The organism is Flavobacteriaceae bacterium (assembly GCA_003443635.1).
Classification (GTDB): domain Bacteria; phylum Bacteroidota; class Bacteroidia; order Flavobacteriales; family Flavobacteriaceae; genus AU392.
In genome coordinates this window covers 1,867,734-1,893,075 of the sequence record CP031964.1, presented here as the reverse complement: position 1 = coordinate 1,893,075, position 25,342 = coordinate 1,867,734, and the positions used below count along the sequence as shown (strand labels likewise).

Sequence of the window (25,342 nt, the reverse complement as noted above, 5' to 3'; positions counted from 1 at the left end):
ATATGCTAAAAAATATATGGTTTAATCAAATAATATCAATTTTACATTAAGTTTGTTTCACGAATAATCTAAAATTAAGAATGCAGTTTAAACACCCAGAACTTCTTTACACACTCTTTTTACTCTTAATCCCTATTATTGTTCATTTATTTCAGTTACGCCGTTTTCAAAAAGTTGATTTTACAAATGTCCAGTTTTTAAAGAACGTCATTATTCAAACTCGAAAGAGTTCTCAATTAAAAAAGTGGCTTACATTAATTACAAGGTTATTGCTATTAACAACTATTATTATTGCTTTTGCTCAGCCATATTTTTCTAAATCAAATACTAAAGATACTACTATAGAAACAGTAATATATTTAGATAATTCATTTAGCATGCAAGCTAGAGGTAATAAAGGAGAACTATTAAAGCGTGCTATACAAGATTTAATCTCAACTCTAGACGAAAAAGAGAACATCTCTCTTTTTACAAACAATAATACATTTAGAAATACAACTATTGGTGATATTAAAAATGAATTATTACAATTAGAATACTCTTCTAATCAATTAGAATACAATGCAGTGCTTCTAAAAGGGCAACAATTATTTAGTAAAGATGTAGCATCTATAAAAAACTTTATTTTAATATCAGATTTTCAACAAAAAGAAGAAGCATCTATAAAAATAGATAACAATCAATTTTTAAATGTGTTTTTTATAAAACCAAGACCAGTAAATGTAAATAATGTTAGTGTAGATAGTGTTTATATTTCTAAGGTAAGTCCGACAACAATAGATATCTCTGCTAAATTAAAGATTTCAGGAAATCAAAATAGTAATAGTTTGCCTATTTCTTTATTTGAAGAAGAGAAGCTCATTGCAAAAACTTCAGTAACAAAAGAGGATAATACAGCATCATTTTCATTACCTAGTAATAAAACAATAAATGCTAAAATTTCTGTTGAAGATATTAGTCTTCAATTTGACAATACTTTATATTTTAATATTAATGAACAGGAAAAAATTAATGTTTTAGCAATAAATTCTAATATAAGTAGTGATTTTTTAAAACGAGTTTATACTAATGATGAATTTAACTATTTTTCAGTATCTGATAATCAGTTAAATTATAACGATTTAGCTGCGCAAAATTTAATTATTTTAAATGAATTAGATAATATTTCTGTAGCATTAGTAAATAGCTTAAAATCTTTTATGCTTAATGGCGGAAACCTGTTAATTATACCATCAAATAACATTAATCTTTCTTCATACAATCAATTATTAAAAGTAAATAAATTACAAGGTATCACTACAATTGAGAAGAAAGTTACTACCATTAATTATTCTCATCCTGTCTTTAATAATGTATTTGATAAACAAGTAACAAATTTTCAATACCCTAAAGTAAATAGTTATTATAATATGGCCACAAATAGCGGAGCTATTCTACAGTTTGAAGATGGCAAACCATTTTTATCACAAGATGATCGTGTTTTTGTATTTTCTTCTGCTATTAATATTGAAAATTCTAATTTTATAAATTCTCCATTAATTGTTCCTACACTTTATAATATTGGTCGACAAAGTCTGCAATTACCTAATTTATATTACACTATTGGAAAAGAAAATAATTTTGACATTAATACAATAATGCAACAAGATGATATCTTAAAATTGAAAGCCAATACTACAGATATTATCATTCCTCAACAACAAACATTCAGCACTAAAGTGAAAGTCATTACCAATGAAACTCCAAATATAGCTGAAATTTATGCTGTTACTAACAAGGCTGAAACTTTAAAATATGTGAGTTATAATTATAATCGCGACGAAAGCAATTTAAATTACCTCGATGTATCTCAATTAGAGAATGTAGATATAAGAGATTCTGTACCAGATTTAATAAATGATTTAAAAAGTGACTTAAATATTAATGCCTTATGGAAATGGTTTGCTATTTTTGCACTAGTCTTTTTGATTATAGAAATGCTCATCTTAAAATATTTTAAATGAACGTACTTATAAAGTCTGCTACAATTATTGATACAAAAAGTGATTTTAATAATAAAACGCAAGATGTATTAATTGAAAAAGGCGTTATTACAAAAATTGGCTCTTCTCTGAAAAACTCTAAAAATTATAAAGAAATTGTTTTAGATAATTTACATATCTCTCAAGGTTGGTTTGATAGTAGTGTGAGTTTAGGTGAGCCAGGTTACGAAGATCGTGAGACCATCATTAATGGTTTAAATGTTGCTGCAAAATCTGGGTTTACTGCTATTGCGGTTAATGCCAATACTAATCCTGTAATTGATACCAATACAGATGTTACTTTTCTAAAATCTAAAGCAGAAAAACACTCTGTAGATTTATATCCTATAGGAGCATTAACTTCTAAAAGCAAAGGAGAAGAGCTTGCCGAATTATTTGATATGAAAAATGCTGGAGCAATAGCTTTTTCAGATTATCAAAAACCAATTACAAATGCTAATCTTATGAAGATTGCTTTGCAATACACTAGTACGTTTAATGGTATTGTTTGTGCGTTCCCTCAAGATAATTCTATTTCTGGTAAAGGTGTAATGAACGAACATATTACGAGTACTACTATTGGATTAAAAGGTATTCCTAATCTTGCTGAAGAACTACAAATAGAAAGAGATTTAAGTTTGTTAGAGTATACTGAAGGTAAACTACATATACCAACTATATCTACAGCAAAGTCTGTAGCATTAATTAGGTTAGCAAAGCAAAAGAAATTAAACGTAAGCTGTAGCGTCGCTATACATAATTTAATAATAACTGACGAGTCTTTAAAATCATTTGATACTAATTTTAAAGTAACACCACCACTTCGTACACAAGAGGATATAGATGCCTTAATAGAGGGGATTAAAGATGGAACGATAGATATGGTTACAAGTGATCATAATCCATTAGATATTGAGTTAAAAAAAATAGAATTTGATTATGCCAGTTACGGAACCATTGGTTTAGAAACTGCATTTGGTGCCTTAAATAATATCTTAACTACAAAAGCAGCAATAAAACAGCTTACAAAAGGGAAAGATCGTTTTGGTATAGTATCTACACCAATAAATGAGGGGAACGTTGCTAACATTACATTATTTAACCCAAGCACAAAATTTGTGTTCACAAAAAATGATATTTTATCAAAATCTAAAAATGCAATTTTTGAAAATATGGAGTTAAAAGGAAAAGTATACGGTATAATCAATAATAATAATATTGTTTTATAATTATATGAATCAAACTACTATTGAAGAAGGTAAGCAAATGGCATTAATAAGTTATATTACTATTATTGGTGTCGTAATTGCTTTTTATTCTAATACAGAAAAGAAGAATTCTTTCACTGCCTTTCATATAAGACAATCTTTAGGTTTATGGCTAACTTTTTTTGCATTAGGCTATATTATTGGGGTTTTTGATAGTTGGACAATCACATTAGGGTTTTACATATTTTTTGGAGTATTATTTATCTTTGGAATCACTACAGCCTTAAGTGGGAAAATACAACCTACTCCTATATTAGGAACACTTTATCAAAAAATATTTGCAAATTTCGGTAATTAATGACTACTCAAAATTTATCTTTAGAGCATATAGTTAGACCATCATCCCTAAGCTCAAATGCTCCGCTACTTATTATGCTTCACGGTTATGGGAGTGATGAGAATGATTTATTTTCATTTGCGACTGAGTTACAAGAAGAGTTTTTGATCATTTCTGTTAAAGCACCATATTCGTTACAACCTTATGGAAATGCTTGGTATGCTATTAATTTTGATGCTCAACAAGGTAAATGGAGTGATAACGATCAAGCTAAAGAATCTCGAGATAAAATTTCAAATTTTATAGACGAAGTTTGTAATTCATATCCAGTAAATAAAAATAATGTAACCCTTTTAGGGTTTAGTCAAGGTACTATTTTAAGTTATGCAGTTGCGCTCACCTACCCTAATAAAATAAAAAATGTTATTGCATTAAGCGGCTATATTAACGAAGATATTTTAATTGAAAAGGAAAATTTAAGTGATTATAAACATCTAGATTTTTATTGCTCACATGGGAGTGCAGATCAGGTTATACCTGTAGGTTGGGCTCAAAAGGCACCTATAAAATTAAACACTTTAAACATTAAGAATACTTATCGAGAGTTTCCTGTTGGTCATGGAGTAGCTCCTCAAAATTTTTATGAATTAAAAAATTGGTTAAATCCTAAAGTTTAATATGATTGAGGTGGATACAAAAAAGATTCTGCTACTTTAAAATTTAATTGCTTCTCTTTTGTAATTTCATAAGTAATAAAAAGTTCTCCCCAAAAAGTGCCATCAGAAAAATCGGCAATAATCCATTTATGATTTAAAAGTCTAATTTTATTAATAATCATTTTACCTTCTACAGCTTCATATGGTATTAAAGGATGTTCTCCTTTCACTGTATTTAATTTATAAATTTCATCTTTAATAAAAGGTACAATTGCATCAGTATCTATTCCGTCATTTTCAAAATAACTTAAAGCATCATCATTATTCTCTAATTTAAAATATAACAAATCTAAATTTTCGTCAATCAAGTTATTTATAGAATCTTTATAAGCAATTTCTCTTTCCTCAAATTTTTTTATATCAACTTCGTAAGAATCTAAAATATTTTTAGAGTTTACATATATAAATAATGCCGTTAATGAAGCAAACATAAATAGGTATATAAATAATCTGTTTTTCATTTTCTATAGTTTTAGTTGTAAGTTATCGTAGGCTAAAAACACATTTTCAGGTAACTTTCTTTCAACATCTTTATGAAACCCTAATAAATGACTCAGATGGGTTAAATAAGCTCGTTGAGGGTTTACCTTTTTTATAAATGCTAGTGCTTCTGATAAATTAAAATGAGATGAATGCTCCTCTTCTCTTAATGCATTAACTACTAAAATTTTTACATTTTTTATTTTTTCAATTTCTTCGTCAGCTATAGTTTTCATATCTGTTAAATAAACAAAATCACTAATCTTAAACCCAAATACTTGAAGTTTATTATGATAGCCATTTACAGGAATAATTTTTTTACCTCCTAATACAAAAGGGGTATTTTCAATAGTATGTTCCATCACACTAGGAGCGCTTGGGTATTTATTTTTTGTTTCAAAAATATAATCAAAACGGCGTTTTAAAGCATTAATAACACGTTTGTGTGCATAAATTGGTATACTTCCTTGTTTAAAAAAAAATGGCCGTATATCATCTAATCCTGCAGTATGGTCAGAATGTTCATGTGTAAATAAAATTCCATCTAACTTATTACAATTACTATTTAGCATTTGTTGTCTAAAATCAGGGCCGCAATCAATAACATAAGTAAAACTGCCCCATTCTATAAGTACAGAAACTCTTAGTCTTTTATCTTTTATATCATTGCTCAAGCAGACTGGATGGGTGCTTCCAATTATAGGAATTCCAAGAGAAGTACCTGTTCCTAAAAAAGTAATCTTCAAAAGTGTAAATTTTATTACAAAAATAGATTATTTTTTCTCTTTGCATCTCTATTTTAATACCTTTGTTTTAGGGATAATTAATTTATACTTTAGAAATGGAAATTACTCTAAAAGGAGATCATGTTATTGAAAACGTTCCTTCATTAAAACAGAAAGCACTTCGTGTTAATTTAAATGAAAACATTTATGGCACTTTTGCAGAGATTGGTGCTGGACAAGAAACTGTAAGGCAGTTTTTTAGAGCTGGAGGGGCTTCAACTACTATCGCAAAATCTATGTCTGCTTATGATAAAGATTTCAGTGATGCTATTTATGGTATAGAAGAAGATAAGCGTTATGTTACTGAATCTCGTTTACGAAAAATGTTAGCTCATGAAATTGGGTTAATTGAAGATCGTATAACTAGGGATAAACACCCTAATAAGCTTTTCTTTTCTTACGCTAATACTGTTGCAACAATTGATTTTGCCAAAAAATATAAAGGCCATGGTTGGGTAGGCATAAAATATCAGGTAGAACCAGATCAAGAATATAACGAAATTATTCTCCATTTTAGATTTAGAGAAAATGATACTCGTTTACAACAAGAGACATTAGGTGTTTTAGGCACTAATCTTATTTATGGTGCTTATTATAAATATAATGAGCCTAAAAAATTACTTCGTTATTTATACGATCACTTGGATAAAGATCAATTAGAAATTGATACGATTAACTTTTCTGGACCCGTTTTTGAAGAAGTAGATAATCGCTTAATGAGCTTACAACTGGTTAAAAACGGAATGACCGATGCTGTAATGTTTGATCCGGAAGGAAATAATGTATTACCTGCTCGTATTTTATATAAAAAAAATATCCTCGCACTTAGAGGTAGTTTTAGGCCTGTAACCAAAGTAAATATGGATATGTATCAGAAATCATATGACATGTTTCTGAAAGAAAATAAAGTAGATAAAGCTCAAACTCAAGTTGTGTTTGAAATTACATTATCTAATTTACGTGCCGAAGGTGAGATTGATGAACAAGATTTTATGGATCGTGCCGATTTATTATGCTCTTTAGGACAAACTGTATTGATCTCTAACTTTCAAGAATATTACAAGCTTGTTGAATATTTTTCTCAATACTCTAAAAATAGAATGGGACTCGCTTTAGGTGTAAATAATTTAGTAGATATATTTGATGAAAAATACTATCGCCATTTAAGTGGTGGTATTCTAGAGGCATTTGGGAAGTTATTTTTTAAGGATTTAAAAGTATATTTATATCCAATGAAAGATGAAAAAACTGGTGAACTTATAACAAGTGAAAATTTAAAAGTTCACCCTCGTATGAAAGAGCTTTATAAGTTTTTTAAATACAATGGGAAAGTAACAGATGTTGACAATTTTGACCCAGCAGTATTAAGTATTTTTTCAAGATCTGTACTACACAAAATTTCAAGTGGAGAAAGCGGATGGAAAGATATGCTTCCTGAAGGTATAGCTGATTTAATAAAAGATTACCGTCTTTTCGGATATACTCGTAAGCCATTAACTCAAAAATTAAGAAAGTAAGTAATTACACTTTTTTATATTTTAATAATGTACTTAGGGATACTAGTGCCCAAGCTCCTTCTAATATAATAAATGGAATATAGTTAAGTAAAATAGATGCAGAACACGCCAATAAAGCGCCTACAAAGTTAAGGAGTATGAACGATAGCTCTTTTGTAGATACTAAATCCTTTACACTTAAAATGTAAGCTAGCAATATCATAAAAACTCCTATTGACCCCAACCAATCTGTAATATTCATTTTTTAAATGTTTATAAATAATAAAATTAGTCGAAATTAATTTTTGAAGCCAACCAAATTATAAAATTTGATTAGCGTGATCTTTAGTTTTTACCTTATCAATTACTTTAGAGATAATTCCAGATTCGTCAATCACAAATGTTATGCGATGAATTCCATCAAAATTACGTCCCATAAATTGTTTTGGACCCCAAACTCCAAAAGCATTAATTACAGATTTATCTTCATCAGCTAATAACGGATAAGGGAAACTAAATTTATTTCTAAAATTAGATTGCTTTCTTTCACTATCTGCACTTACACCTAGTATCTCATAGCCTTCTTGTTGTAATTCCGTATAATTATCTCTTAAATTACAGGCTTCTAAAGTACATCCAGGGGTATTTGCTTTAGGATAAAAGAAAACTACTAGTTTTTTCCCTTTATAATCATTTAGTGTAATTATATTTCCATCTTGATCTTTAGATGTGAACTCTGGAGCCTTATCTCCTACTTTTAATGTAGTCATATTTATTATCTTTGAACTTTTTCACAAATATACACTAATGACAAAACAAGAAAAGGTAAATTTCGTAATAAATACGCTATATAAATTATATCCAGAAATCCCTGTTCCACTAGATCACAAAGATCCATACACATTACTTATAGCTGTATTAATGTCCGCTCAAAGTACAGATGTAAGAGTTAATAAAATTACTCCTTTATTGTTTGAAAGAGCAGATAACCCTTATGATATGATTAAACTTAGTATTGACGAAATTAGAGATATAATAAGACCTGTAGGACTTTCTCCAATGAAAGCTAAAGGTATTCATGGGCTATCACAAATATTGGTTGATAAATATGATGGAGTTGTTCCGCAAGAATTAGAGGTTTTAGAAACTTTTCCTGCAGTTGGTCATAAAACCGCTAGTGTAGTGGTTTCTCAAGCATTTGGAATACCAGCATTTCCTGTAGATACACACATACATCGTTTAATGTATCGCTGGAATTTGACTAATGGTAAAAATGTCGTTCAAACTGAAAAAGATGCTAAACGTTTATTTCCAAAGGAATTGTGGAATGATTTACATTTACAAATTATATGGTATGGAAGAGAATATTCTCCAGCAAGAGGTTGGGATCTTGAAAAAGATATTATTACTAAAACAATAGGAAGGAAATCTGTTCTAGATGAATATAATAATAAGCGGTTAAAAAAGTCCTAATTCACATTAGGACTTTTTTTTAGCTCATAATTTAGTTTTGAAGCGATTCAAACTTTAGATGGTTATACTTAATAACTCTTAAAGCTCTAGAGTAATTCAATATGAAATTTACCGTCTCATCTTTAGGCTTAAGTAATTTGAGGTTTTTAGAATCTTCAATGTAAAGTTTTGCCATTTATTTTTGGTTTTTTGTTTTATACAATACCATAACGTAACAAAACTTCCTTTATTATATTAATTAGTTAATATTATATTATGTTTATCTATTACTTTACGTAAATTAATTAATGCATATCGCATTCTACCTAAAGCAGTATTAATGCTAACTCCTGTTTTTTCTGAGATTTCTTTAAAACTCATATCATTATACATACGTAAAACGAGTACTTCTTTTTGATCTTCAGGAAGTTCTTCTATTAATCGTTTTACATCATTAGCGACTTGATCTTTTATAATTGCCTTTTCTGCATTTAAAGCTGAATCACTTATTACAGAAAATATATCAAAATCTGTGCTATTATCAAATTTAGGCATACGATTGTTCTTTCTAAAATGATCTATGACCAAATTATGAGCAATACGCATTACCCAAGGTAAAAATTTACCTTCTTCATTATATTTACCTAATTTTAAAGTACGAATGACTTTAATAAACGTATCTTGAAAAATATCTTCAGTAATATCTCTATCAAATACTTTAGAGTAAATAAAGCTGTAAACTTTTTGTTTGTGTTTTTTGATTAACTTAGAAAGTGCAATTTCATCGCCTTTAATGTAGTTACTTACTAATACAGCATCTGTAATAGGTTGTTGTCTCATAATCATTACTTTTTTGCGCGCAGAATTTGGGTTCTTTGCTTGGGGGTTTAGAATTTTAAAAAAGTAATGTTATGCTATAGGCTAATTATTATATTATTGCGTTATATATTTCAAATATAACAACAATCATACCTGAAAAACAAAAATAATTCATCTTTTTTACAATTTCTCATATAATAAATGCAGTTTTAAAACTAAAATTAGAAGTGTTATCTTCGCAAGATTATTTCTGTAAATAGCCATGAATACTGACATTTCAACTGCAAATCCTAAAAAAAACATCCTTATAAAAGGTGCTAAATTGCATAACTTAAAAAATATAGATGTTATCATTCCAAGAAATAAACTAGTCATTATCACTGGTTTATCTGGTTCTGGAAAGTCAAGTTTAGCATTTGATACTTTATATGCAGAGGGGCAACGTCGTTATGTAGAAAGCTTATCTAGCTATGCCCGTCAGTTTTTAGGGCGTCTTAACAAGCCAAAAGTTGATTATATAAAAGGCATCGCTCCAGCTATTGCTATTGAACAAAAAGTTAATTCGACTAATCCGAGATCTACCGTAGGTACTACTACAGAAATTTACGATTATTTAAAACTGCTTTTTGCAAGAATAGGAAAAACATATTCTCCAGAATCTGGAAGGCTAGTAAAAAAAGATACAGTAACAGATGTTACAACATTTATAAAATCTTTTCCAGAAGGAGAAAAGTTATTACTCCTCGCTCCTATTCATTTAGAAAAAGGTAGAAAAATAGAAGATAAATTAAGCGTTCTACAACAACAGGGATATGCTAGAGTAAAAATTAATGATACCGTACTTCGTATTGATGAAGTAAAAAATTATAAAGAACCTTATAAATCAATAGCATTAGTAGTAGATCGAATTATTACAAGAAATGAAGAAGATTTCTTTAATCGATTAGCAGATGCCATACAAACTGCTTTTTTTGAAGGTAAAGGAGAATGTTGTATAGAAATTCTATCAGATAACTCTTTAAGGTCTTTTAGTAATAAATTTGAAATAGATGGAATGAGTTTTTTAGAACCCAATGTACATTTATTTAGTTTTAATAACCCATATGGAGCTTGCCCTAAATGTGAAGGTTATGGTGATGTGATTGGTATTGATAAAGATTTGGTAATTCCAAATACATCGTTATCTATATTCGAAAATGCTATTTTTTGTTGGAAAGGAGAAAGTATGAGTTGGTATAGAGATCAGTTAGTTAATAATTCGCATAAATTCGATTTTCCTATTCATAAACCTTATTTTGAGCTCAGTGAAGAAGAAAAACAACTTCTCTGGGATGGAAATAATTATTTTGAAGGATTATCTTCTTTTTTTACAGAATTAGAATCGAAAGCATATAAAATTCAGAACCGTGTAATGCTATCTCGTTATCGAGGTAAAACAAAATGTAAAGTTTGTAAGGGGAAACGATTGAGAATTGAAGCCAATTATGTTAAAATTAATAATGCAACGCTTACTGATCTAGTAGAGATGCCTCTAAGTCAATTAACAGTATTTTTTAATAATTTAAAACTCAACGAACACGATACGCATATTGCTAAACGTTTATTAAAAGAAATAAATAATCGTTTAGGTTTTTTAACCAACGTTGGGTTAGATTACTTAACACTTAATCGAAAATCAAATACTTTGTCTGGAGGTGAAAGTCAACGCATTAATTTAGCAACATCTTTAGGAAGTAGTTTGGTGGGTTCTATGTATATTCTAGATGAACCTAGTATTGGTTTACACCCTCGTGATACTGAACGTTTGATAACAGTATTACAATCGTTACGTGATTTAGGAAATACAGTTATAGTAGTAGAACATGATGAAGATATTATGGCTTCTGCTGATGAAATTATAGATATAGGTCCAGAAGCCGGAACTTTTGGGGGGCATGTTGTTGCTACTGGTACATTTAAAAATATATTAGCTTCAAATTCTCTAACGGCCCAATATTTAAATGAAACTTTAAAGATTAAAGTTCCTGAAGCAAGGCGTACTTCAAAATATCATATTAATATTATGGGTGCCCGTGAGCATAATTTAAAAAATATTGATGTTACATTTCCTTTAGAAGGTTTAACAGTTGTTACTGGTGTTTCTGGGAGTGGAAAAAGTACTTTAGTAAAAAAGATACTTTATCCTTCTCTAGTTAAAGAGATTTCTGATTATAGTGAAAAGCCAGGTGAATTTACATCCATAGAAGGCAATTTTAGTATAATAAAAAATATTGAATTTATTGATCAAAATCCTATAGGGAGATCTTCTCGTTCTAACCCTGTTACTTATATAAAAGCCTATGATGATATTCGTGCTTTATTTGCAAGTCAAAAATTAAGTCATATAAGAAATTACCAAGCGAAACATTTCTCTTTTAATGTTGATGGTGGTCGTTGTGAAATTTGTAAAGGTGAAGGTGAAGTTACTATTGAAATGCAGTTTATGGCCGATGTACATTTAGAGTGTGATACTTGTAAAGGTAAGCGTTTTAAAAAAGAAGTTTTAGAGGTCACTTTTGCAGATAAATCTATTGATAATATCTTAAATATGACAATTGATGAAGCTATTTCATTTTTTGACACTGAAGGGAAAAATAAGGTTAAAAATAAACTTCAACCTCTTCAAGATGTTGGTTTAGGTTATGTTACTCTTGGGCAAAGCTCTTCTACGCTTTCTGGTGGTGAAGCTCAACGTATTAAGCTAGCTTCTTTTTTAGGAAAAGGAAATACAAAAGATAAAACACTATTTATTTTTGATGAACCAACTACTGGGTTGCATTTCCATGATATTCAAAAATTACTTACTTCGTTTGAAGCACTAATTACAAAAGGGCATTCTATTATTGTAGTCGAACATAATTTAGAATTAATTAAATGTGCTGATTATATTATAGATCTTGGGCCTACTGGTGGTGAAGGTGGAGGGTATTTAGTAGCTTCAGGCACTCCAGAAGAATTAGTAAAAAACAAAGAATCTATTACAGGTCGTTTTTTAAAAGATAAATTATAATTTATTATTTTTGTATAAGTGCAGCGTAAAACTTAACTCTTTCAATAGAGCATAAATGCTACTAAACCTACAAATATTGTAAATGGGATAAGGAACATAAAATATATAAAAGTAATAGCGCTACTTTTTACAAAACTCAAAAACCATCCTTGATTATAAAAACGTTTTATTGCTACAAATAAATAGAAAAAGGTAGATAGTATAATTAAAAAATCTATCCAATTTGGAATATTTGTGATTAGATTAATCCCATACAAAAGGCTAAATGCTGTAAACAAAAACGAAAAGTAATAAAAACTAAATACCAGATGATGCGCAAAACGCCCTTTTTTATAATGAAACAACTTTAAAATAAATGCAAATATTGGTAGCAAAAAAAACAGTGCTATCGGTATACTATCAAAAAATGCTTGTAAAATAGAACCAGCTCCACGATCTTTATAAAACTTAAGCATTTGAGAAAAAAAATGACGTGTAAAAGTCCCTGCATCATCTTTCATTCCCATTTGTTTATAGATAATTGCATCTTCAGCACCTGATGCAATAAGGGAGTCTACTTTTTTTTCATCAAAGCCAAAATCAGTATTAAATCTTTGAGGATTTGCAGCTTGTATTTTAATTATCGAATCTGCTAGCTTTAAATCCTCATCGTTAATTCCAAGAAGCTTTTTATTATCTTTTAATTGATTAAATAGTTTTTCTGTTTGTTGAATTTGTATAGAATCTAAGGTTGGTTTCAATGAATCTGAAATTATTGTAGAATTCTCTTTTTCATTTTTAAAACCTTCATCTAATTTTTGAGATGTATCCCTAATTGCAAACGATATAATAAAAAAGAAGACTACAGAGATAAATAAATACATCTGAGCTGGATGTAAATATAATAAGCGTTTGCCTTCAATAAAGCGTTTTGCTAAATCTCCAGGTTTAAACATTAAAGGGATAAAACTCTTAAAAAACCGAGCATCAAAAGAAAAATAATTACTTATAGTATTATAAAATAATACGCCAATAGTTAAATCTTCGTTTGTTTTTTGTCCACAATGTGGGCAAAACTCAAATCCTATTTCGTGCTGTTTATCGCAGTTTTTACAATTGGTAACATTGGTTAGACTGTTTTCCATAAAAGAGTAAATAATACATTATAAAAATATAAAAAAGAATTTACATTTTTTACATATTAATCATCTGAAAATCAAAATAGTAAATATTAGTCGTGTTTTTTGGCACGCTGTTTGGTATCAACTATACAAGTAACATTAAAACAAAGATTATGAAAAAATTACTATTCCTTTTAACAAGTTTATTCTTTGCAGGATTAACTGTTAATGCAGAAACTACCAACAACTTCAATAATGGTTTTACATCAACATCTTATGGAAGAGGATATAATAATTCTTTCATATTTGTAGAAAACGGAATTGAATTCGCAATTTTCAGAGATGGCCAATTCGATTTTAATGTAAAAAATTATGGCCCTAAGTTTGGTGCTCACATAGATTTAGGAGTAGTAAACCTCAGTTTTAATTCAGGGTATGATTATAACGCTTATGTGCAATATGATGATTATGGGGCTGTAGTACAAATCGAAAATACACCTATTTTTTATGATTATTATGGAAGAGTGTCTCAAATTGGTGATATATGTATTAGTTATAATGGTTTCGGAAGAATAAATAGAATTGGTAATCTATATGCGTATTACGATCTTTATAATAGATATTCTCATTATTCAGGATATATTAATTCTTATAACAGATATTATACTTATAGATCTTGGCATAGATATTATGCTGTTCCAGCTAGAGAATACTGTGTGATTAATGTAAGGCCATACAGACAGTATTATAGAACTGTTAGGTATGATTACTACAGACCATATAGAAACAATTATAGACGTCACGTAAGGTATAGTTATAATAATAATAATCGTAGAGGTTATGCAAACAATTCAAAGAGAAGAAGTTCTATATACAACCAAGGTAGTATATCTCGTAGAAGTCGTATAGCTACAACTAATAATAGAAGTAGAGTATCTAACAATAGAAATGCTAACTCTAATTCACGTAGAGCTACAACTACTAACAGAACTCAAAGACAACGTGTTGCTACTAACAATGCTAATAATAGAAGATCCTCAGTAAATAGAAATCAATCTACAAACAGAAGGTCAAGTGTAAATAGAAGATCATCTTCTAATGATAATAGAATTAGAAAAGCGCCTGTTAGACAAAATTCTAATTCAAGAGTAGCCTCTAGAGGCAGCTCAAACAGGAGGAGTGCTGTACAACAACGTTCTAGTTCAAGCAACAGTAGATCGCAACGTGCAAAATCGACTTCGAGTAATAGTAGAGCTAAAAAAAGTAGTTCTCCATCAAATTCTTCAAAATCTAGAAGTAGATCAAGAAGAAGTATAAACTAACAAAAAACTATTTGTCTTACTGAAAACCTTGCTGGACGTATGCCTCAAAGCACCTTGCAGGGTTTTCTTTTATAATACTATTTTTTTGGAATCATCTAAATAAAACAATTAAAGTAGAATCACGTTAAATACCTTATATAACCTACTAAATTATTTAAGCATGAACAAATTAAAAAAAGAGTGGATATATACTATCGTATTATGGATTACAATAATAATTATACTAATAATAAAATGAAGTCGCACTTAGTTTATCCTACCTAGAAACTCTTGTATATAATTCTCTATTTTTTTATATACTTATTTAATATTATGGTAATATCATCAGATAGATTAAAACGATAGACTATAATAGCATATAACAAGCTTATAAACATTGATTTTAAAATGATATTTAAAATCGGGTGAAAGGTAAACTCCCAAAAATAAAAAGTGCAAATAAACGCCCCTAAAACTATTATTGTTTTAAACGTATTTAGCGTAAACGGAATCATTTTAAATTTTATATAAACAAAACCAACTTTACAAATATTATAAACAACAATAGAAATAAAAGTAGCATAAGCTGCTCCATAAATACCATATACTGGAATTAATACAACGTTAAGTATAACGGCTAATATGGCTAATATAAAGCCTAATAAAAGTACAATTCGATAATAATTGCTATTAAACAAGATTGCGTTATTATTACCTATTAAATTATCGATAAGTTTTGCTAAACCAATAAGAAATACAACCAAAACACCCCCTCTAAATTCTTCAGGAAGGATAGTATAGAGTTCATTAATATTTAATGTAATAAGTAAAAACACAAACCCTCCAATAATAAATAAGTTTATAGAACTTTTTTTATATAAATCTTTTAAACTCTCTTTATCATTATCATTTAAAAATTTTGCGGTAATAGGATTAGTAATTTGATGCATTGACCGAGCTGGCACTCCAATTACTGTAGCTATATATACAGCAATACCATAAAATGCTATATTATCAATAACAATATATTGTCCTAACATAAATTTATCAATCTCTAATATGATACTCGCTACTGAACCTGCAATAATAATTAATAAACTATATTTAATAATTGAAGATACATTGGTGATTTTTTTAAATCGTAATACAGGGCGGCGAAGAGCAAATGCATATCCCATCATAATCAATACTCTTAATATATAAATTATAATAACTCCATATATAAAATCATCAACCGTAATCCATTTATAATAAATCCCTATAAAAAGTAATAACACTCCTACCCTATGAAATACTTCTTTCATAAAGTTTCCAAATACACTTTTCATTTGCACTTTTGCCCAAGCATAAAAAATCTCAAAATAAGCAAAACATATCGCTGCGATATAGATTAACCAAACATAGTTTTTAATAATTTCATTTTCTTTAGATAATGAATTTGAAATCATTTCATAAGAAAAGCAACCAATAACTCCTATAGGGATAATTGCTAAAAATGGAAATAATAGCATTAACGTTAAAAAACTATTTATACTGTTTCTAGTTCTAAAAGAAGAATAAAATTTGATGATAGTATTATGAGTACCTAACGCTAATATCGGCATCATAATAGCGGCAGTTGATAAAATGTAGCTCACTAAACCATGATAATCATTTGGTAAAAAATAAGTGTATAAAAACAATAAGTTTATAGCACCTACTCCAAAACCTAAATAGGTTACAACAAAATTTTTAGAACTCTGATTTAGTACTATTCCCATTTACAATATTAAATATGGCTATGAATTTAGTAATTCTGAAAGTTTTTTTGTCAATTCTCTTCTACTATATTGTTGTAAACCTATAGGATGGGTTTTCAAATTATTATTTTGAAAGGCATTAAAATGAGTTTGAATTGTTTCTTTCAAGGCTTTATACTCTGTATAATTAAAATACTTACCAGTGTTTGTGGCTTTTATAATTCGCTCTACATCCGAATCTATAGGCCCAATAGCTATTATTGGCCTGTTAGATACCATATATTCAAACAATTTCCCTGGTATAATACATTTAGTATCTTCTGAATCAATTTCAATCATTAATAACAATTGTGACTTGTGTTGATATTTTAAAGCTTCTTTATGCGAAACATAACCTAGATAATTCACATAATAAAATAAGTCATATTTTTTTAAACTATTTATCACAACTTTACTTACTGCACCAACCAAAGTTAACTGAAATTTAGAAGCAAATACAGTATCTTCTTTAATAAGTTCACTTAAAACTTGCCATAATATTTCTGGATTTCGCTCAGATAATAAAGACCCTATATGTGCTATAGAAAATTGCTTGTCTAATTCTTCCTTTTCAAACACTTCTATATCATAACCATTTGTAATAACTGAAATTGGTTGCTTAGTAATTTCTTGAAATTCTTCTTGGGTTTTAAAACTTGTTACAATAATTTCATCAGCTTTATGCAATACTTGTTTTTCTAATTCTTTATGCTTTAATCTAGATGATTGTGTTAATTTTAATTGCTTATGATACCCTATTGAAGTCCAAGGATCTCTAAAATCTGCAAACCATTTTACACTTAATTTATCTTTTAATTTCAATCCTATTAAATGTAAACTATGTGGTGGACCTGTAGTAATAATTGTTGAAATTTGATTTTTTTCAATATATCTAGATAAGTAATCAACAGAAGGTTTTACCCAATTTTTACGTGCATCAGGGATAAAAAAATTACCTCTAATGTAAAGTAGAATACGTTCTATTAAACTCTGTTTTTTTTGTTCAGAGATAATACCTTTACTAATAGTATTTGAACTCTTTTTAGATAATAATTTTGCAAATTTATATGGTTCTTTTATAGGTTGTTTTAAAATAGTAATTCCTTCAGGAACTTCTGCTAATAAACTTTCGTCTGTAATCGGGTAATTAGGATTATCAGGAATATAAACTATGGGATCAATATTAAAATCTCTAAGGTATTTTACAAATTTTAACCAACGTTGTACTCCAGGCCCTCCAGCTGGAGGCCAATAATAAGTTATTATGAGTGCTTTTTTATGCACTTTTTTTATCTTTTTTAGTATTCCTGAATTGCAAAAACAAACCTATTATAAATAATATCCCTACAATTACAGAACTACCTAGAGCTATACGGCTACCTTTTTTAATAACACTTGGTTCAAATTTAAATTCTATTGTATGATTTCCTGATGGAATTTGCATTCCTCTTAAAACATAATCAACACGAATATGATCCGTTGGAGAGCCATCTATATAAGCTTGCCACCCATGTTTATAATAATTTTCAGAAAATACAGCAAATCCACCGTTTTTAGTATTTGATGTATAAGTCAAATGGTTTGGCTTATAATCAGTTAATAAAATTGAAGCTAGAGAATCTTGGGGTTTTGCCTCAATTTCATGTTCAGCTTTGAGTTGGGATTTCATAATTACAGCTGTTATAGCTGTATTTAAACTATCTAATGTTCTAATTTCTTCATCTGCTGTATCTACCCATTTTATATTTTCTACAAACCAAGCATTACCATTCGCATCAGTATTTTCAAACATTTGTGGCTCATTGCTTTCACCTTGTCCAGGTACTATAATATATTTTGTATTAAGCATACTCAATACTTGAATATTATTATTTACAAGATGAAAATTATACAACTCATCATAGCGTTTCATTTTAGCGGCATGATAACCTGATAATGAATTATGAAAATAAGATGCTCTAGTATCTCCTGAAGAGAGGTCAAATACTCTAAAATGCGAGTTGTCTTTTAATATCTCTTGATCTGCTACATTAGGTAAATAAGGGTTTTGAACTTGCGATCCAGAAACAAAATTATCTGTATTAACGTAACGACGGTCAACTGCAATCAGATCAAATAATATTAATAATGCAAATCCTGATATAACTAAAGTTTGAGATAGTTTTTTCTTTAAAAAATACCATATTAAACTTGCCGAAAGTAAAACTAAAATTAGAGTTCTAATTGTATCTGATGTAAAGATTGCTTTTCGATCTGCTTTAATGGATTCAATAAAATCAGGCCCATAAGCTTGAATAAGTCCTCCATCTCTAAAGCTCACAAAATCAAATAAACTTCCTTTTAATAATAAAAAGAGGAAAGCTATACCTCCAGTAATGGCGGTAGCATATTTTAGAGCTTTGATTTTAGTTTCTTCTTTTTCAAAATCATTAAAAAGTTTAACTAATCCAAAAATACCAAGTATTGGAATACACAATTCTAAAATAACTTGTATAGAACTTACAGCTCGAAACTTATTATATAAAGGTATATAATCAATAAAAAAGTTTGTTAAAAAGCTTAGATTCTTTCCGTATGACAATAATAGAGATAGTACAACCCCACCAACAAGCCACCATTTTAAGCGTCCTTTTACAAGGAATAAAGCAAAAACAAATAAAAATAAAATTACTGCACCTATATAAGCTGGAGCTTCTACAATAGGTTGATCTCCCCAATACATCGGAGCATTTTTCGATAAATCTAATGCTTGCTTTGGTTGTGCTCCTAATTTTCGATAGGCATCATAAGTATTAGAGTTTCTACCTAAATCTTCTGTATTCCCTCCTCCCATAAATCGTGGAATAAACAAATTAAAGGTTTCAAGTTTACCATAACTATACTCAGTAATATAATCTTTACTTAACCCACTAGAAACTTCTTTAAAAGAACCATCAGGATTAATTGTTAATTCACTTTTACTACGTGTACTTTCTTTTGCATATTCTTGAGTTGCCATAATATTAGTAGCATTAAGCCCTACTGCTAAAGTAGCTGCAACTGATAATATTCCAACAGATATAAAAAAGTTAGATAACTGTTTTTTCTTATATGCATCAATTAAATAAGCCACACCTAAAACAAGAACTAATAATAACAAATAATATGTCATCTGAAAATGATTAGCAACAATCTCTAATGCTAATGCAATTGTGGTAAGTAAAAACCCAGAAATATATTTTTTTTGAAATGTGAGGATTATTCCTGCCAAAACTAATGGCATATAAGCAATTGCATGCGCTTTAGCGTTATGCCCTACTCCCAAAATAATTATTAAATATGTGGAAAAACCAAATGCCAATGCACCGAGTCCAGCAAGTTTATAATCTACTCTTAACACTAAAAGTAATATATAAAACCCTATAAAATAAAGAAATAAATAATCTGCTGGTCGTGGTAAAAAACGTAAAGTTAAATCTAGCTTTTTAATATAATTATGAGGGTATTTTGCACCTAACTGATAAGTAGGCATCCCTCCAAACCCACTATTAGTCCAATAAGTTTCTTCTCCCGTTTCTGTTCTAAAATCATTTTGCTGTTTAGCCATACCAATGTATTGTTTGATATCGCTCTGCGAAATTTGTTTTCCTTTAAGTACTGGGCTAAAATATAATAGTGAGGCAAGTATAAAACCTAAAACAATTAAAAAATGTGGTAAAAAATTTTTAAATGAAAACTCCATATAGAATTATTAAATCTGTTTTAAAAAGTTTAAAACAAATATTACTTATCAAAAACAAATCTAAGGAATACAGCTTGAGAACTAAATAACTTGTGAAATTATTTTTAGAAAAAGTTAATCAACTTCTTCATAATCCACATATTCGCCAACATCATTATTAGAAGTTTTATTTTGATGTGGCACTTTATCTATTGTTATTTCGCCTTCTTTTTGAGAAGTATGCTGTTCTTGTTGTGGATTAAATTGTTGTCCAAAACGTTCACCTGCTTTTTTAGTAACATAACGCAATAAAGCAGGAGCAAATATTCTAGATAAGATTTTCATTCCATAATATACTAACGCTATTATTAATATCGTTCTAAAAACCCCAGTAAATGATGCATATTGCAACATGATTAAATATTTTTTCAAAAATACAATTCTTATGATTTAAAACACGTTTATAGAACATAAAAAAATAATAAAATTATATATTTGATAAAATAAAAAACTAAACTAACACTCAAATGAAGCTATTTTTAACCAATATTTTATTAGCTAGCTCTTTATTGTTTTCATTAACAGTTTATGGTCAATATACAGAGGTTATTAACTCTAATCGACCTGGAGCATCTCGTAGCGCTTTTTCTGTTGGTACAGGAGTTGCCCAATTAGAGCTAGGTGCTTTTAGCATAAACGAAGACCATTCACTTTTAGATTTTGAAACTAGTGGTTTTGGAGTGGATTTTGCTGGGCGTTATGGTGTTTTCTTAGAAGAATTAGAACTTAGTATAGAAGGAATATATCGAGATGATACATTTACAGATAACCGTTCATTTTTTATAGCAGAGAGAAAACGAAGTAATTTTACTAATTTAACAATAGGTGCAAAATATTTAATATATGATCCATTAAAAAATGCTGAGGAAGAGAAACCAAATTTATACAGTTATCATGCTAATAGGAAATTTAAATGGAGTTCATTAATTCCAGCAGTTGCAGTATATGCAGGCGCTAACTTTGATACAAAAGATAACCCTTTTACGGCTCCAGATGTAGAAGGATTTAGCCCTAAAGTACTCCTTGCTACCCAAAATAATTTTGCTGGAGGCTGGGTATTTGTAACTAATTTTATTTTAGACAGAATAGGAACAGATGCATCTGATTTTCAATACATTTTAACTTTAACTCACTCTTTTAACACAAAATGGGTTGTTTTTGCTGAAACTCAAGGTATAAAAGGGGACTTTAATTCTGATAATTTATTTAGATTTGGGGGCGCTTATTTATTTGATAAAAATTTTCAATTAGATACTGGAGTAACATTTAACACAAAAGATACTCCTTCTGTTTTTAATATTACGTTAGGAGCTTCCTATCGTTTAGATTTTCATAAAGACAAAGAGATACCTATAAAGCAGTAATTTTGTTATATTAATAAGCGCTAAACTATGATTGTAAATTAGAATATGATTACAATAAAAGAGATACATTCTAAAAAAGATTTAAAAGCGTTTGTAAAATTCCCTTTTACACTTTATAAAAATTCCAAGTATTGGGTCCCCCCTATTATTAATCAAGAAATAAGAACTTTTAATAAAAAAGAAAATCCTGTTTTTAAAGATGCCGAAGCAAAATTATTTTTAGCTTATAAAAATGGAGAAATTGTTGGTCGTATTGCAGCAATCATTAATTGGTTAGAAGTAAAAGGGCAAGGGTTAAAAAAAATGCGGTTTGGTTGGTTTGATTTTATAGATGATATAAATGTTTCTAAAGCTTTATTAAAAGAGATTAATCGTATTGGTAAAGAATATAATTTAGATTATACAGAAGGCCCTGTAGGGTTTTCTAATTTAGATAAGGTTGGAGTGATTACCGAAGGGTTTGATCATATTGGTAATATGATAACTTGGTATAATCATCCTTATTATGCATCTCATTATGAGCAATTAGGGTTTCAGGTCGAAAAAGTATATCTAGAAAGTAAATTTTTATATAAAGATATTCCACATGAATCATTTACAAGAATACAAGCCATTATAAAAAAGAGATATCAATTAAAAACATTAGTTTTTAATAATAGTAAAGATATTTTACCCTATGCAGATGAGATGTTTGATGTCTTTAGTAAATCTCATGAATCACTATCCACTTTTGTAGAAATTAACCAGTTACAACGAGATTATTTTAAAAAGAAATTTATCCCGTTTTTGGATCCTGAATATGTGAAGTTTGTTACAGATAAAAATAATAAACTTATTGCATTTGCTATAGTAACTCCATCATATGCAAAAGCGCTTCAAAAAATGAAAGGGAAATTATTTCCTTTTGGGTTTAAACATCTATTAAAAGCGAAAAAACATAATGATTCCGTTACTTTTTATTTAATAGGGATTGTCCCTGAATATCAAAACAAAGGAGTCACAGCAATTATATTTGATGAATTCTATAAAGAATTTGCAAAAAAAGGTATTGTTGAATGTATTAGAGGGCCAGAGTTAGCAGATAACACTGCTATTCATAAAATTTGGAAAAATTTTAACCCAAAAGTTCATAAAAGACGATGTACATTCAAAAAAGAAATTTATTAAAAAAAGAGCTACTTATTATTAGGCAACTCTTTTTTGTTTATTTTAGGTTAGTTAGTTAAGAAAAACTATTATTCTCCCATTGCAGCTATTAAAGCAGCAGATAAACGCTTATAAGTTCCGTTTTCTAATCGCTCTCTAATTGCATCAAATGCATCTAGAGTTTCATTAACATCTTCTAGGGTATGCGTGGCAGTAGGAATCATTCTAAGTAAAATTAACCCTTTAGGTATCACTGGATAAACTACTATAGAACAGAATATTCCATAATTTTCTCTTAAATCTCTAACTAAAGCCATAGCTTCAGGTATACTACCATTTAAATATACTGGAGTTACACAACTTTGTGTGTTTCCAATATTAAAACCACGTTCTTTTAAGCCAGATTGTAATGCATTAACAATGGTCCATAAGTTTTCTTTTAACTCTGGCATTGTTCTCAACATATCTAATCTTTTTAATGCTCCTACAACTAATTGCATTTGCAATGATTTAGCAAACATTTGCGATCTTAAATTATATTTTAAATAATCAATAATTTCTTTATCAGCAGCGATAAAAGCTCCAGTACTTGCTAATGATTTTGCAAATGTTGCAAAGTAGACATCAATATCTTCCTGAACTCCTTGTTCTTCACCTGCTCCGGCTCCAGTTTTACCTAAAGTACCAAATCCGTGTGCATCGTCAACAAATAGTCTGAAATTAAATTTTTTCTTTAAAGCTACAATTTCTTTTAAACGACCTTGTTCCCCTCTCATTCCAAACACACCTTCAGAAATTACAAGAATCCCGCCTCCAGTTTGCTCAGCCATTTTAGTAGCCCGCTCTAAGTTCTTTTCTAAACTCTCAACATCATTATGTTTATAGGTAAATCGTTTACCCATGTGTAAACGTACACCATCTATAATACATGCATGCGCATCTACATCATAAACAATAATATCATCTTTAGATACTAAAGCATCAACTGTAGAGACCATTCCTTGATATCCAAAATTCAATAGATAAGCAGCTTCTTTATTTACAAAAGAAGCTAATTCGTTTTGCAATTGTTCATGAAGAGATGTATGACCAGACATCATACGAGCACCCATTGGGTAAGCAGACCCATATTCTGCAGCAGCTTCAGCATCTACTTTGCGAACTTCAGGATGGTTAGCTAAACCTAAATAGTCATTAATACTCCAAGTAATTACATCTTTTCCTTGAAATTTCATTCTATTAGAAATCTGCCCTTCTAATTTAGGAAAAACAAAATAGCCTTCTGCCTGTGAAGCCCATTTTCCTAAAGGGCCTTTATCTCTATATATCTTTTCAAATAAATCCTTCATCACCAATAATAATCTTAGTTAGTAGAGCACAAAATTATATAATTATATTTTCTTTGCATAATTATTTCTTTAACAAATATTTAATAATTAAATAAGTTATTATTATAATTGCTCTTATTTTATATATTTTACTTGTTGTTCTTCCATCGATTCTCTTTCAGAATCTAAAAATCCTTGTGCTCCCATCCATTGATCACAATATACTTTACTCATGTAACGTGAGCCATGATCTGGGAAAATTATTACAATTTTATCTGTATTTTTAAATTTTCCGATGGCATTAAGTTGTTTTATAGCCTGAAGTACCGCTCCACTAGTATACCCCACAAATAATCCTTCTGTTTTAGAAATATCTCTTGCTGTATGTGCACTTTCTTCATCAGATACTTTAACAAATTCATCTATAATATCGAAATTGGTAGATGATGGGATTAAATTTTTCCCAAGACCTTCAATTCTATATGGATAAATTTCATTCGTATCTATTTCTTTTGTCTCGTGATATTTTTTTAAAATTGAACCGTAAGCATCAACCCCGATCACTTTAATTTTAGGGTTTTGTTCTTTTAAAAATTTTGCTGTACCAGAAATTGTTCCTCCTGTTCCACTACAAGCTACTAAATGTGTAATAGCTCCATTTGTTTGTTCCCATATTTCTGGTCCAGTAGTTCTATAATGTGCTTCCGAATTTAAATCATTAAAATATTGATTAATATATACAGATCCTTTAATTTCTTTATGCAGTCTTTGTGCTACTTGATAATATGATTTAGGATCATCTGCACTTACATTAGCTGGGCAAACATAGATCTTAGCTCCCATTGCTTTAAGCATATCAATCTTATCTAAAGAAGATTTGGAACTAACTGCTAAAACGCACTCATAGCCTTTAATAATGCTCACCATAGCAATACTAAACCCTGTATTGCCTGAAGTAGTTTCTATAATTGTATCTCCTGGTTTTAAATAACCTCTACGTTCAGCTTCTTCAATAATATATAAAGCAATTCTATCTTTAGCTGAATGACCTGGATTAAAGGCTTCAACTTTTGCTAAATATTCTCCTTTAAAATTCTTTGTTATTTTGTTTAATTTGATAAGTGGTGTTTTTCCTATGAGATCTAAAACATTATCAAATACATTGTTGTTGTCGTTCATAAATAGTTTCCTATTATACTTCT

General features: G+C 29.1%; 22 protein-coding genes. 10 read left to right on the top strand and 12 right to left on the bottom strand.

The features are described from left to right. Positions 1-80: 80 nt before the first annotated feature. From D1817_08610 to D1817_08595, 4 genes are read left to right on the top strand one after another with little or no spacing between them, the layout of a single operon-like run. Positions 81-2,003: a hypothetical protein gene (locus tag D1817_08610; GenBank protein ID AXT19944.1), complete on the top strand. Its 1,923-nt coding sequence runs from the start codon at positions 81-83 to the stop codon at positions 2,001-2,003. Further along, positions 2,000-3,250, top strand: a complete 1,251-nt coding sequence (locus D1817_08605; GenBank protein ID AXT19943.1) for a dihydroorotase — start codon at positions 2,000-2,002, stop codon at positions 3,248-3,250. Before D1817_08610 ends, D1817_08605 begins: the two co-directional genes overlap by 4 nt. Positions 3,251-3,254: 4 nt before the next feature. Beyond that, positions 3,255-3,587: a hypothetical protein gene (locus D1817_08600; GenBank protein AXT19942.1), complete on the top strand. Its 333-nt coding sequence runs from the start codon at positions 3,255-3,257 to the stop codon at positions 3,585-3,587. Further along, complete coding sequence (locus D1817_08595; GenBank protein ID AXT19941.1) at positions 3,587-4,243, top strand: alpha/beta fold hydrolase; 657 nt, start codon at positions 3,587-3,589, stop codon at positions 4,241-4,243. The genes D1817_08600 and D1817_08595 overlap by 1 nt, the downstream gene beginning before the upstream one ends. Here the strand turns inward: D1817_08595 and D1817_08590 are convergent. Together D1817_08590 and D1817_08585 are read right to left on the bottom strand one after the other, a co-directional pair. Next, entirely contained in the window at positions 4,240-4,743 is a 504-nt protein-coding gene (locus D1817_08590; protein AXT19940.1) for a hydrolase, read from the bottom strand. The two genes, D1817_08595 and D1817_08590, sit on opposite strands and share 4 nt — an antisense overlap. Positions 4,744-4,746: 3 nt before the next feature. After that, positions 4,747-5,508, bottom strand: coding sequence for an MBL fold metallo-hydrolase (locus D1817_08585; GenBank protein AXT19939.1), 762 nt, complete (start codon positions 5,506-5,508; stop codon positions 4,747-4,749). Positions 5,509-5,603: 95 nt separating this feature from the next. On the opposite strand from D1817_08585, the gene D1817_08580 reads away from it, so the two are divergent. After that, a complete protein-coding gene (locus D1817_08580; protein AXT19938.1) occupies positions 5,604-7,064 on the top strand; it encodes a TonB-dependent receptor in 1,461 nt (486 codons plus the stop codon). A gap of 4 nt (positions 7,065-7,068) precedes the next feature. Here D1817_08580 and D1817_08575 read toward each other — a convergent pair whose 3' ends face one another. Together D1817_08575 and D1817_08570 are read right to left on the bottom strand one after the other, a co-directional pair. Beyond that, on the bottom strand, positions 7,069-7,305 hold the full coding sequence (locus D1817_08575) for a hypothetical protein (GenBank protein AXT19937.1): 237 nt from the start codon (positions 7,303-7,305) through the stop codon (positions 7,069-7,071). A 58-nt stretch (positions 7,306-7,363) separates the two neighbouring features. Next, the gene (locus D1817_08570; protein ID AXT19936.1) at positions 7,364-7,813 is read right to left on the bottom strand and encodes a thioredoxin-dependent thiol peroxidase; all 450 of its coding nucleotides are present in this window, start codon (positions 7,811-7,813) and stop codon (positions 7,364-7,366) included. 37 nt (positions 7,814-7,850) lie between these two features. On the opposite strand from D1817_08570, the gene D1817_08565 reads away from it, so the two are divergent. Then, positions 7,851-8,516, top strand: coding sequence for an endonuclease III (locus D1817_08565; GenBank protein AXT19935.1), 666 nt, complete (start codon positions 7,851-7,853; stop codon positions 8,514-8,516). A 234-nt stretch (positions 8,517-8,750) separates the two neighbouring features. Here D1817_08565 and D1817_08560 read toward each other — a convergent pair whose 3' ends face one another. Next, a complete protein-coding gene (locus tag D1817_08560; protein ID AXT19934.1) occupies positions 8,751-9,335 on the bottom strand; it encodes a sigma-70 family RNA polymerase sigma factor in 585 nt (194 codons plus the stop codon). A 241-nt stretch (positions 9,336-9,576) separates the two neighbouring features. Between D1817_08560 and uvrA the strand changes: the two genes are divergently transcribed. Further along, complete coding sequence (uvrA, locus tag D1817_08555) at positions 9,577-12,363, top strand: excinuclease ABC subunit UvrA (GenBank protein AXT19933.1); 2,787 nt, start codon at positions 9,577-9,579, stop codon at positions 12,361-12,363. 41 nt (positions 12,364-12,404) lie between these two features. On the opposite strand, the gene D1817_08550 is transcribed toward uvrA, so the two are convergent. Next, positions 12,405-13,487 carry a DUF3667 domain-containing protein gene (locus D1817_08550; GenBank protein AXT19932.1) on the bottom strand — a complete coding sequence of 361 codons (1,083 nt, stop codon included), beginning with the start codon at positions 13,485-13,487 and terminating at the stop codon, positions 12,405-12,407. A 149-nt stretch (positions 13,488-13,636) separates the two neighbouring features. On the opposite strand from D1817_08550, the gene D1817_08545 reads away from it, so the two are divergent. Further along, positions 13,637-14,785, top strand: coding sequence for a hypothetical protein (locus D1817_08545; protein AXT19931.1), 1,149 nt, complete (start codon positions 13,637-13,639; stop codon positions 14,783-14,785). A 284-nt stretch (positions 14,786-15,069) separates the two neighbouring features. Here D1817_08545 and D1817_08540 read toward each other — a convergent pair whose 3' ends face one another. The 4 genes from D1817_08540 to D1817_08525 form a co-directional block, all read right to left on the bottom strand. Beyond that, positions 15,070-16,524, bottom strand: coding sequence for a polysaccharide biosynthesis protein (locus D1817_08540; protein ID AXT19930.1), 1,455 nt, complete (start codon positions 16,522-16,524; stop codon positions 15,070-15,072). Positions 16,525-16,542: 18 nt separating this feature from the next. Further along, complete coding sequence (locus tag D1817_08535) at positions 16,543-17,847, bottom strand: glycosyl transferase family 1 (protein AXT19929.1); 1,305 nt, start codon at positions 17,845-17,847, stop codon at positions 16,543-16,545. Continuing rightward, a complete protein-coding gene (locus D1817_08530; protein ID AXT19928.1) occupies positions 17,819-20,263 on the bottom strand; it encodes a hypothetical protein in 2,445 nt (814 codons plus the stop codon). Before D1817_08530 ends, D1817_08535 begins: the two co-directional genes overlap by 29 nt. 114 nt (positions 20,264-20,377) lie before the next feature. Then, positions 20,378-20,656: a DUF4834 family protein gene (locus tag D1817_08525; protein ID AXT19927.1), complete on the bottom strand. Its 279-nt coding sequence runs from the start codon at positions 20,654-20,656 to the stop codon at positions 20,378-20,380. A 113-nt stretch (positions 20,657-20,769) separates the two neighbouring features. On the opposite strand from D1817_08525, the gene D1817_08520 reads away from it, so the two are divergent. Continuing rightward, on the top strand, positions 20,770-21,666 hold the full coding sequence (locus tag D1817_08520; protein ID AXT19926.1) for a transporter: 897 nt from the start codon (positions 20,770-20,772) through the stop codon (positions 21,664-21,666). A 45-nt stretch (positions 21,667-21,711) separates the two neighbouring features. Next, on the top strand, positions 21,712-22,833 hold the full coding sequence (locus D1817_08515) for a GTP cyclohydrolase (GenBank protein ID AXT19925.1): 1,122 nt from the start codon (positions 21,712-21,714) through the stop codon (positions 22,831-22,833). Between the two features lie 68 nt (positions 22,834-22,901). On the opposite strand, the gene D1817_08510 is transcribed toward D1817_08515, so the two are convergent. Together D1817_08510 and D1817_08505 are read right to left on the bottom strand one after the other, a co-directional pair. Further along, positions 22,902-24,161, bottom strand: a complete 1,260-nt coding sequence (locus D1817_08510; GenBank protein ID AXT19924.1) for an aminotransferase class I/II-fold pyridoxal phosphate-dependent enzyme — start codon at positions 24,159-24,161, stop codon at positions 22,902-22,904. 114 nt (positions 24,162-24,275) lie between these two features. After that, positions 24,276-25,319 (bottom strand): cysteine synthase family protein, encoded by a 1,044-nt coding sequence (locus tag D1817_08505; protein ID AXT19923.1) that lies wholly within the window; start codon positions 25,317-25,319, stop codon positions 24,276-24,278. Positions 25,320-25,342 lie beyond the last annotated feature (23 nt).

What these genes read in the sequence shown, in the direction of transcription:
- D1817_08610 (AXT19944.1), top strand. Translation starts at nt 81, where the DNA reads ATGCAGTTTAAACACCCAGAACTTCTTTACACACTCTTTTTACTCTTA.
- D1817_08605 (AXT19943.1), top strand. Translation starts at nt 2,000, where the DNA reads ATGAACGTACTTATAAAGTCTGCTACAATTATTGATACAAAAAGTGAT.
- D1817_08600 (AXT19942.1), top strand. Translation starts at nt 3,255, where the DNA reads ATGAATCAAACTACTATTGAAGAAGGTAAGCAAATGGCATTAATAAGT.
- D1817_08595 (AXT19941.1), top strand. Translation starts at nt 3,587, where the DNA reads ATGACTACTCAAAATTTATCTTTAGAGCATATAGTTAGACCATCATCC.
- D1817_08590 (AXT19940.1), bottom strand. Translation starts at nt 4,743, where the DNA reads ATGAAAAACAGATTATTTATATACCTATTTATGTTTGCTTCATTAACG.
- D1817_08580 (AXT19938.1), top strand. Translation starts at nt 5,604, where the DNA reads ATGGAAATTACTCTAAAAGGAGATCATGTTATTGAAAACGTTCCTTCA.
- D1817_08575 (AXT19937.1), bottom strand. Translation starts at nt 7,305, where the DNA reads ATGAATATTACAGATTGGTTGGGGTCAATAGGAGTTTTTATGATATTG.
- D1817_08570 (AXT19936.1), bottom strand. Translation starts at nt 7,813, where the DNA reads ATGACTACATTAAAAGTAGGAGATAAGGCTCCAGAGTTCACATCTAAA.
- D1817_08565 (AXT19935.1), top strand. Translation starts at nt 7,851, where the DNA reads ATGACAAAACAAGAAAAGGTAAATTTCGTAATAAATACGCTATATAAA.
- D1817_08560 (AXT19934.1), bottom strand. Translation starts at nt 9,335, where the DNA reads ATGAGACAACAACCTATTACAGATGCTGTATTAGTAAGTAACTACATT.
- uvrA (AXT19933.1), top strand. Translation starts at nt 9,577, where the DNA reads ATGAATACTGACATTTCAACTGCAAATCCTAAAAAAAACATCCTTATA.
- D1817_08550 (AXT19932.1), bottom strand. Translation starts at nt 13,487, where the DNA reads ATGGAAAACAGTCTAACCAATGTTACCAATTGTAAAAACTGCGATAAA.
- D1817_08545 (AXT19931.1), top strand. Translation starts at nt 13,637, where the DNA reads ATGAAAAAATTACTATTCCTTTTAACAAGTTTATTCTTTGCAGGATTA.
- D1817_08540 (AXT19930.1), bottom strand. Translation starts at nt 16,524, where the DNA reads ATGGGAATAGTACTAAATCAGAGTTCTAAAAATTTTGTTGTAACCTAT.
- D1817_08530 (AXT19928.1), bottom strand. Translation starts at nt 20,263, where the DNA reads ATGGAGTTTTCATTTAAAAATTTTTTACCACATTTTTTAATTGTTTTA.
- D1817_08525 (AXT19927.1), bottom strand. Translation starts at nt 20,656, where the DNA reads ATGTTGCAATATGCATCATTTACTGGGGTTTTTAGAACGATATTAATA.
- D1817_08520 (AXT19926.1), top strand. Translation starts at nt 20,770, where the DNA reads ATGAAGCTATTTTTAACCAATATTTTATTAGCTAGCTCTTTATTGTTT.
- D1817_08515 (AXT19925.1), top strand. Translation starts at nt 21,712, where the DNA reads ATGATTACAATAAAAGAGATACATTCTAAAAAAGATTTAAAAGCGTTT.
- D1817_08510 (AXT19924.1), bottom strand. Translation starts at nt 24,161, where the DNA reads ATGAAGGATTTATTTGAAAAGATATATAGAGATAAAGGCCCTTTAGGA.
- D1817_08505 (AXT19923.1), bottom strand. Translation starts at nt 25,319, where the DNA reads ATGAACGACAACAACAATGTATTTGATAATGTTTTAGATCTCATAGGA.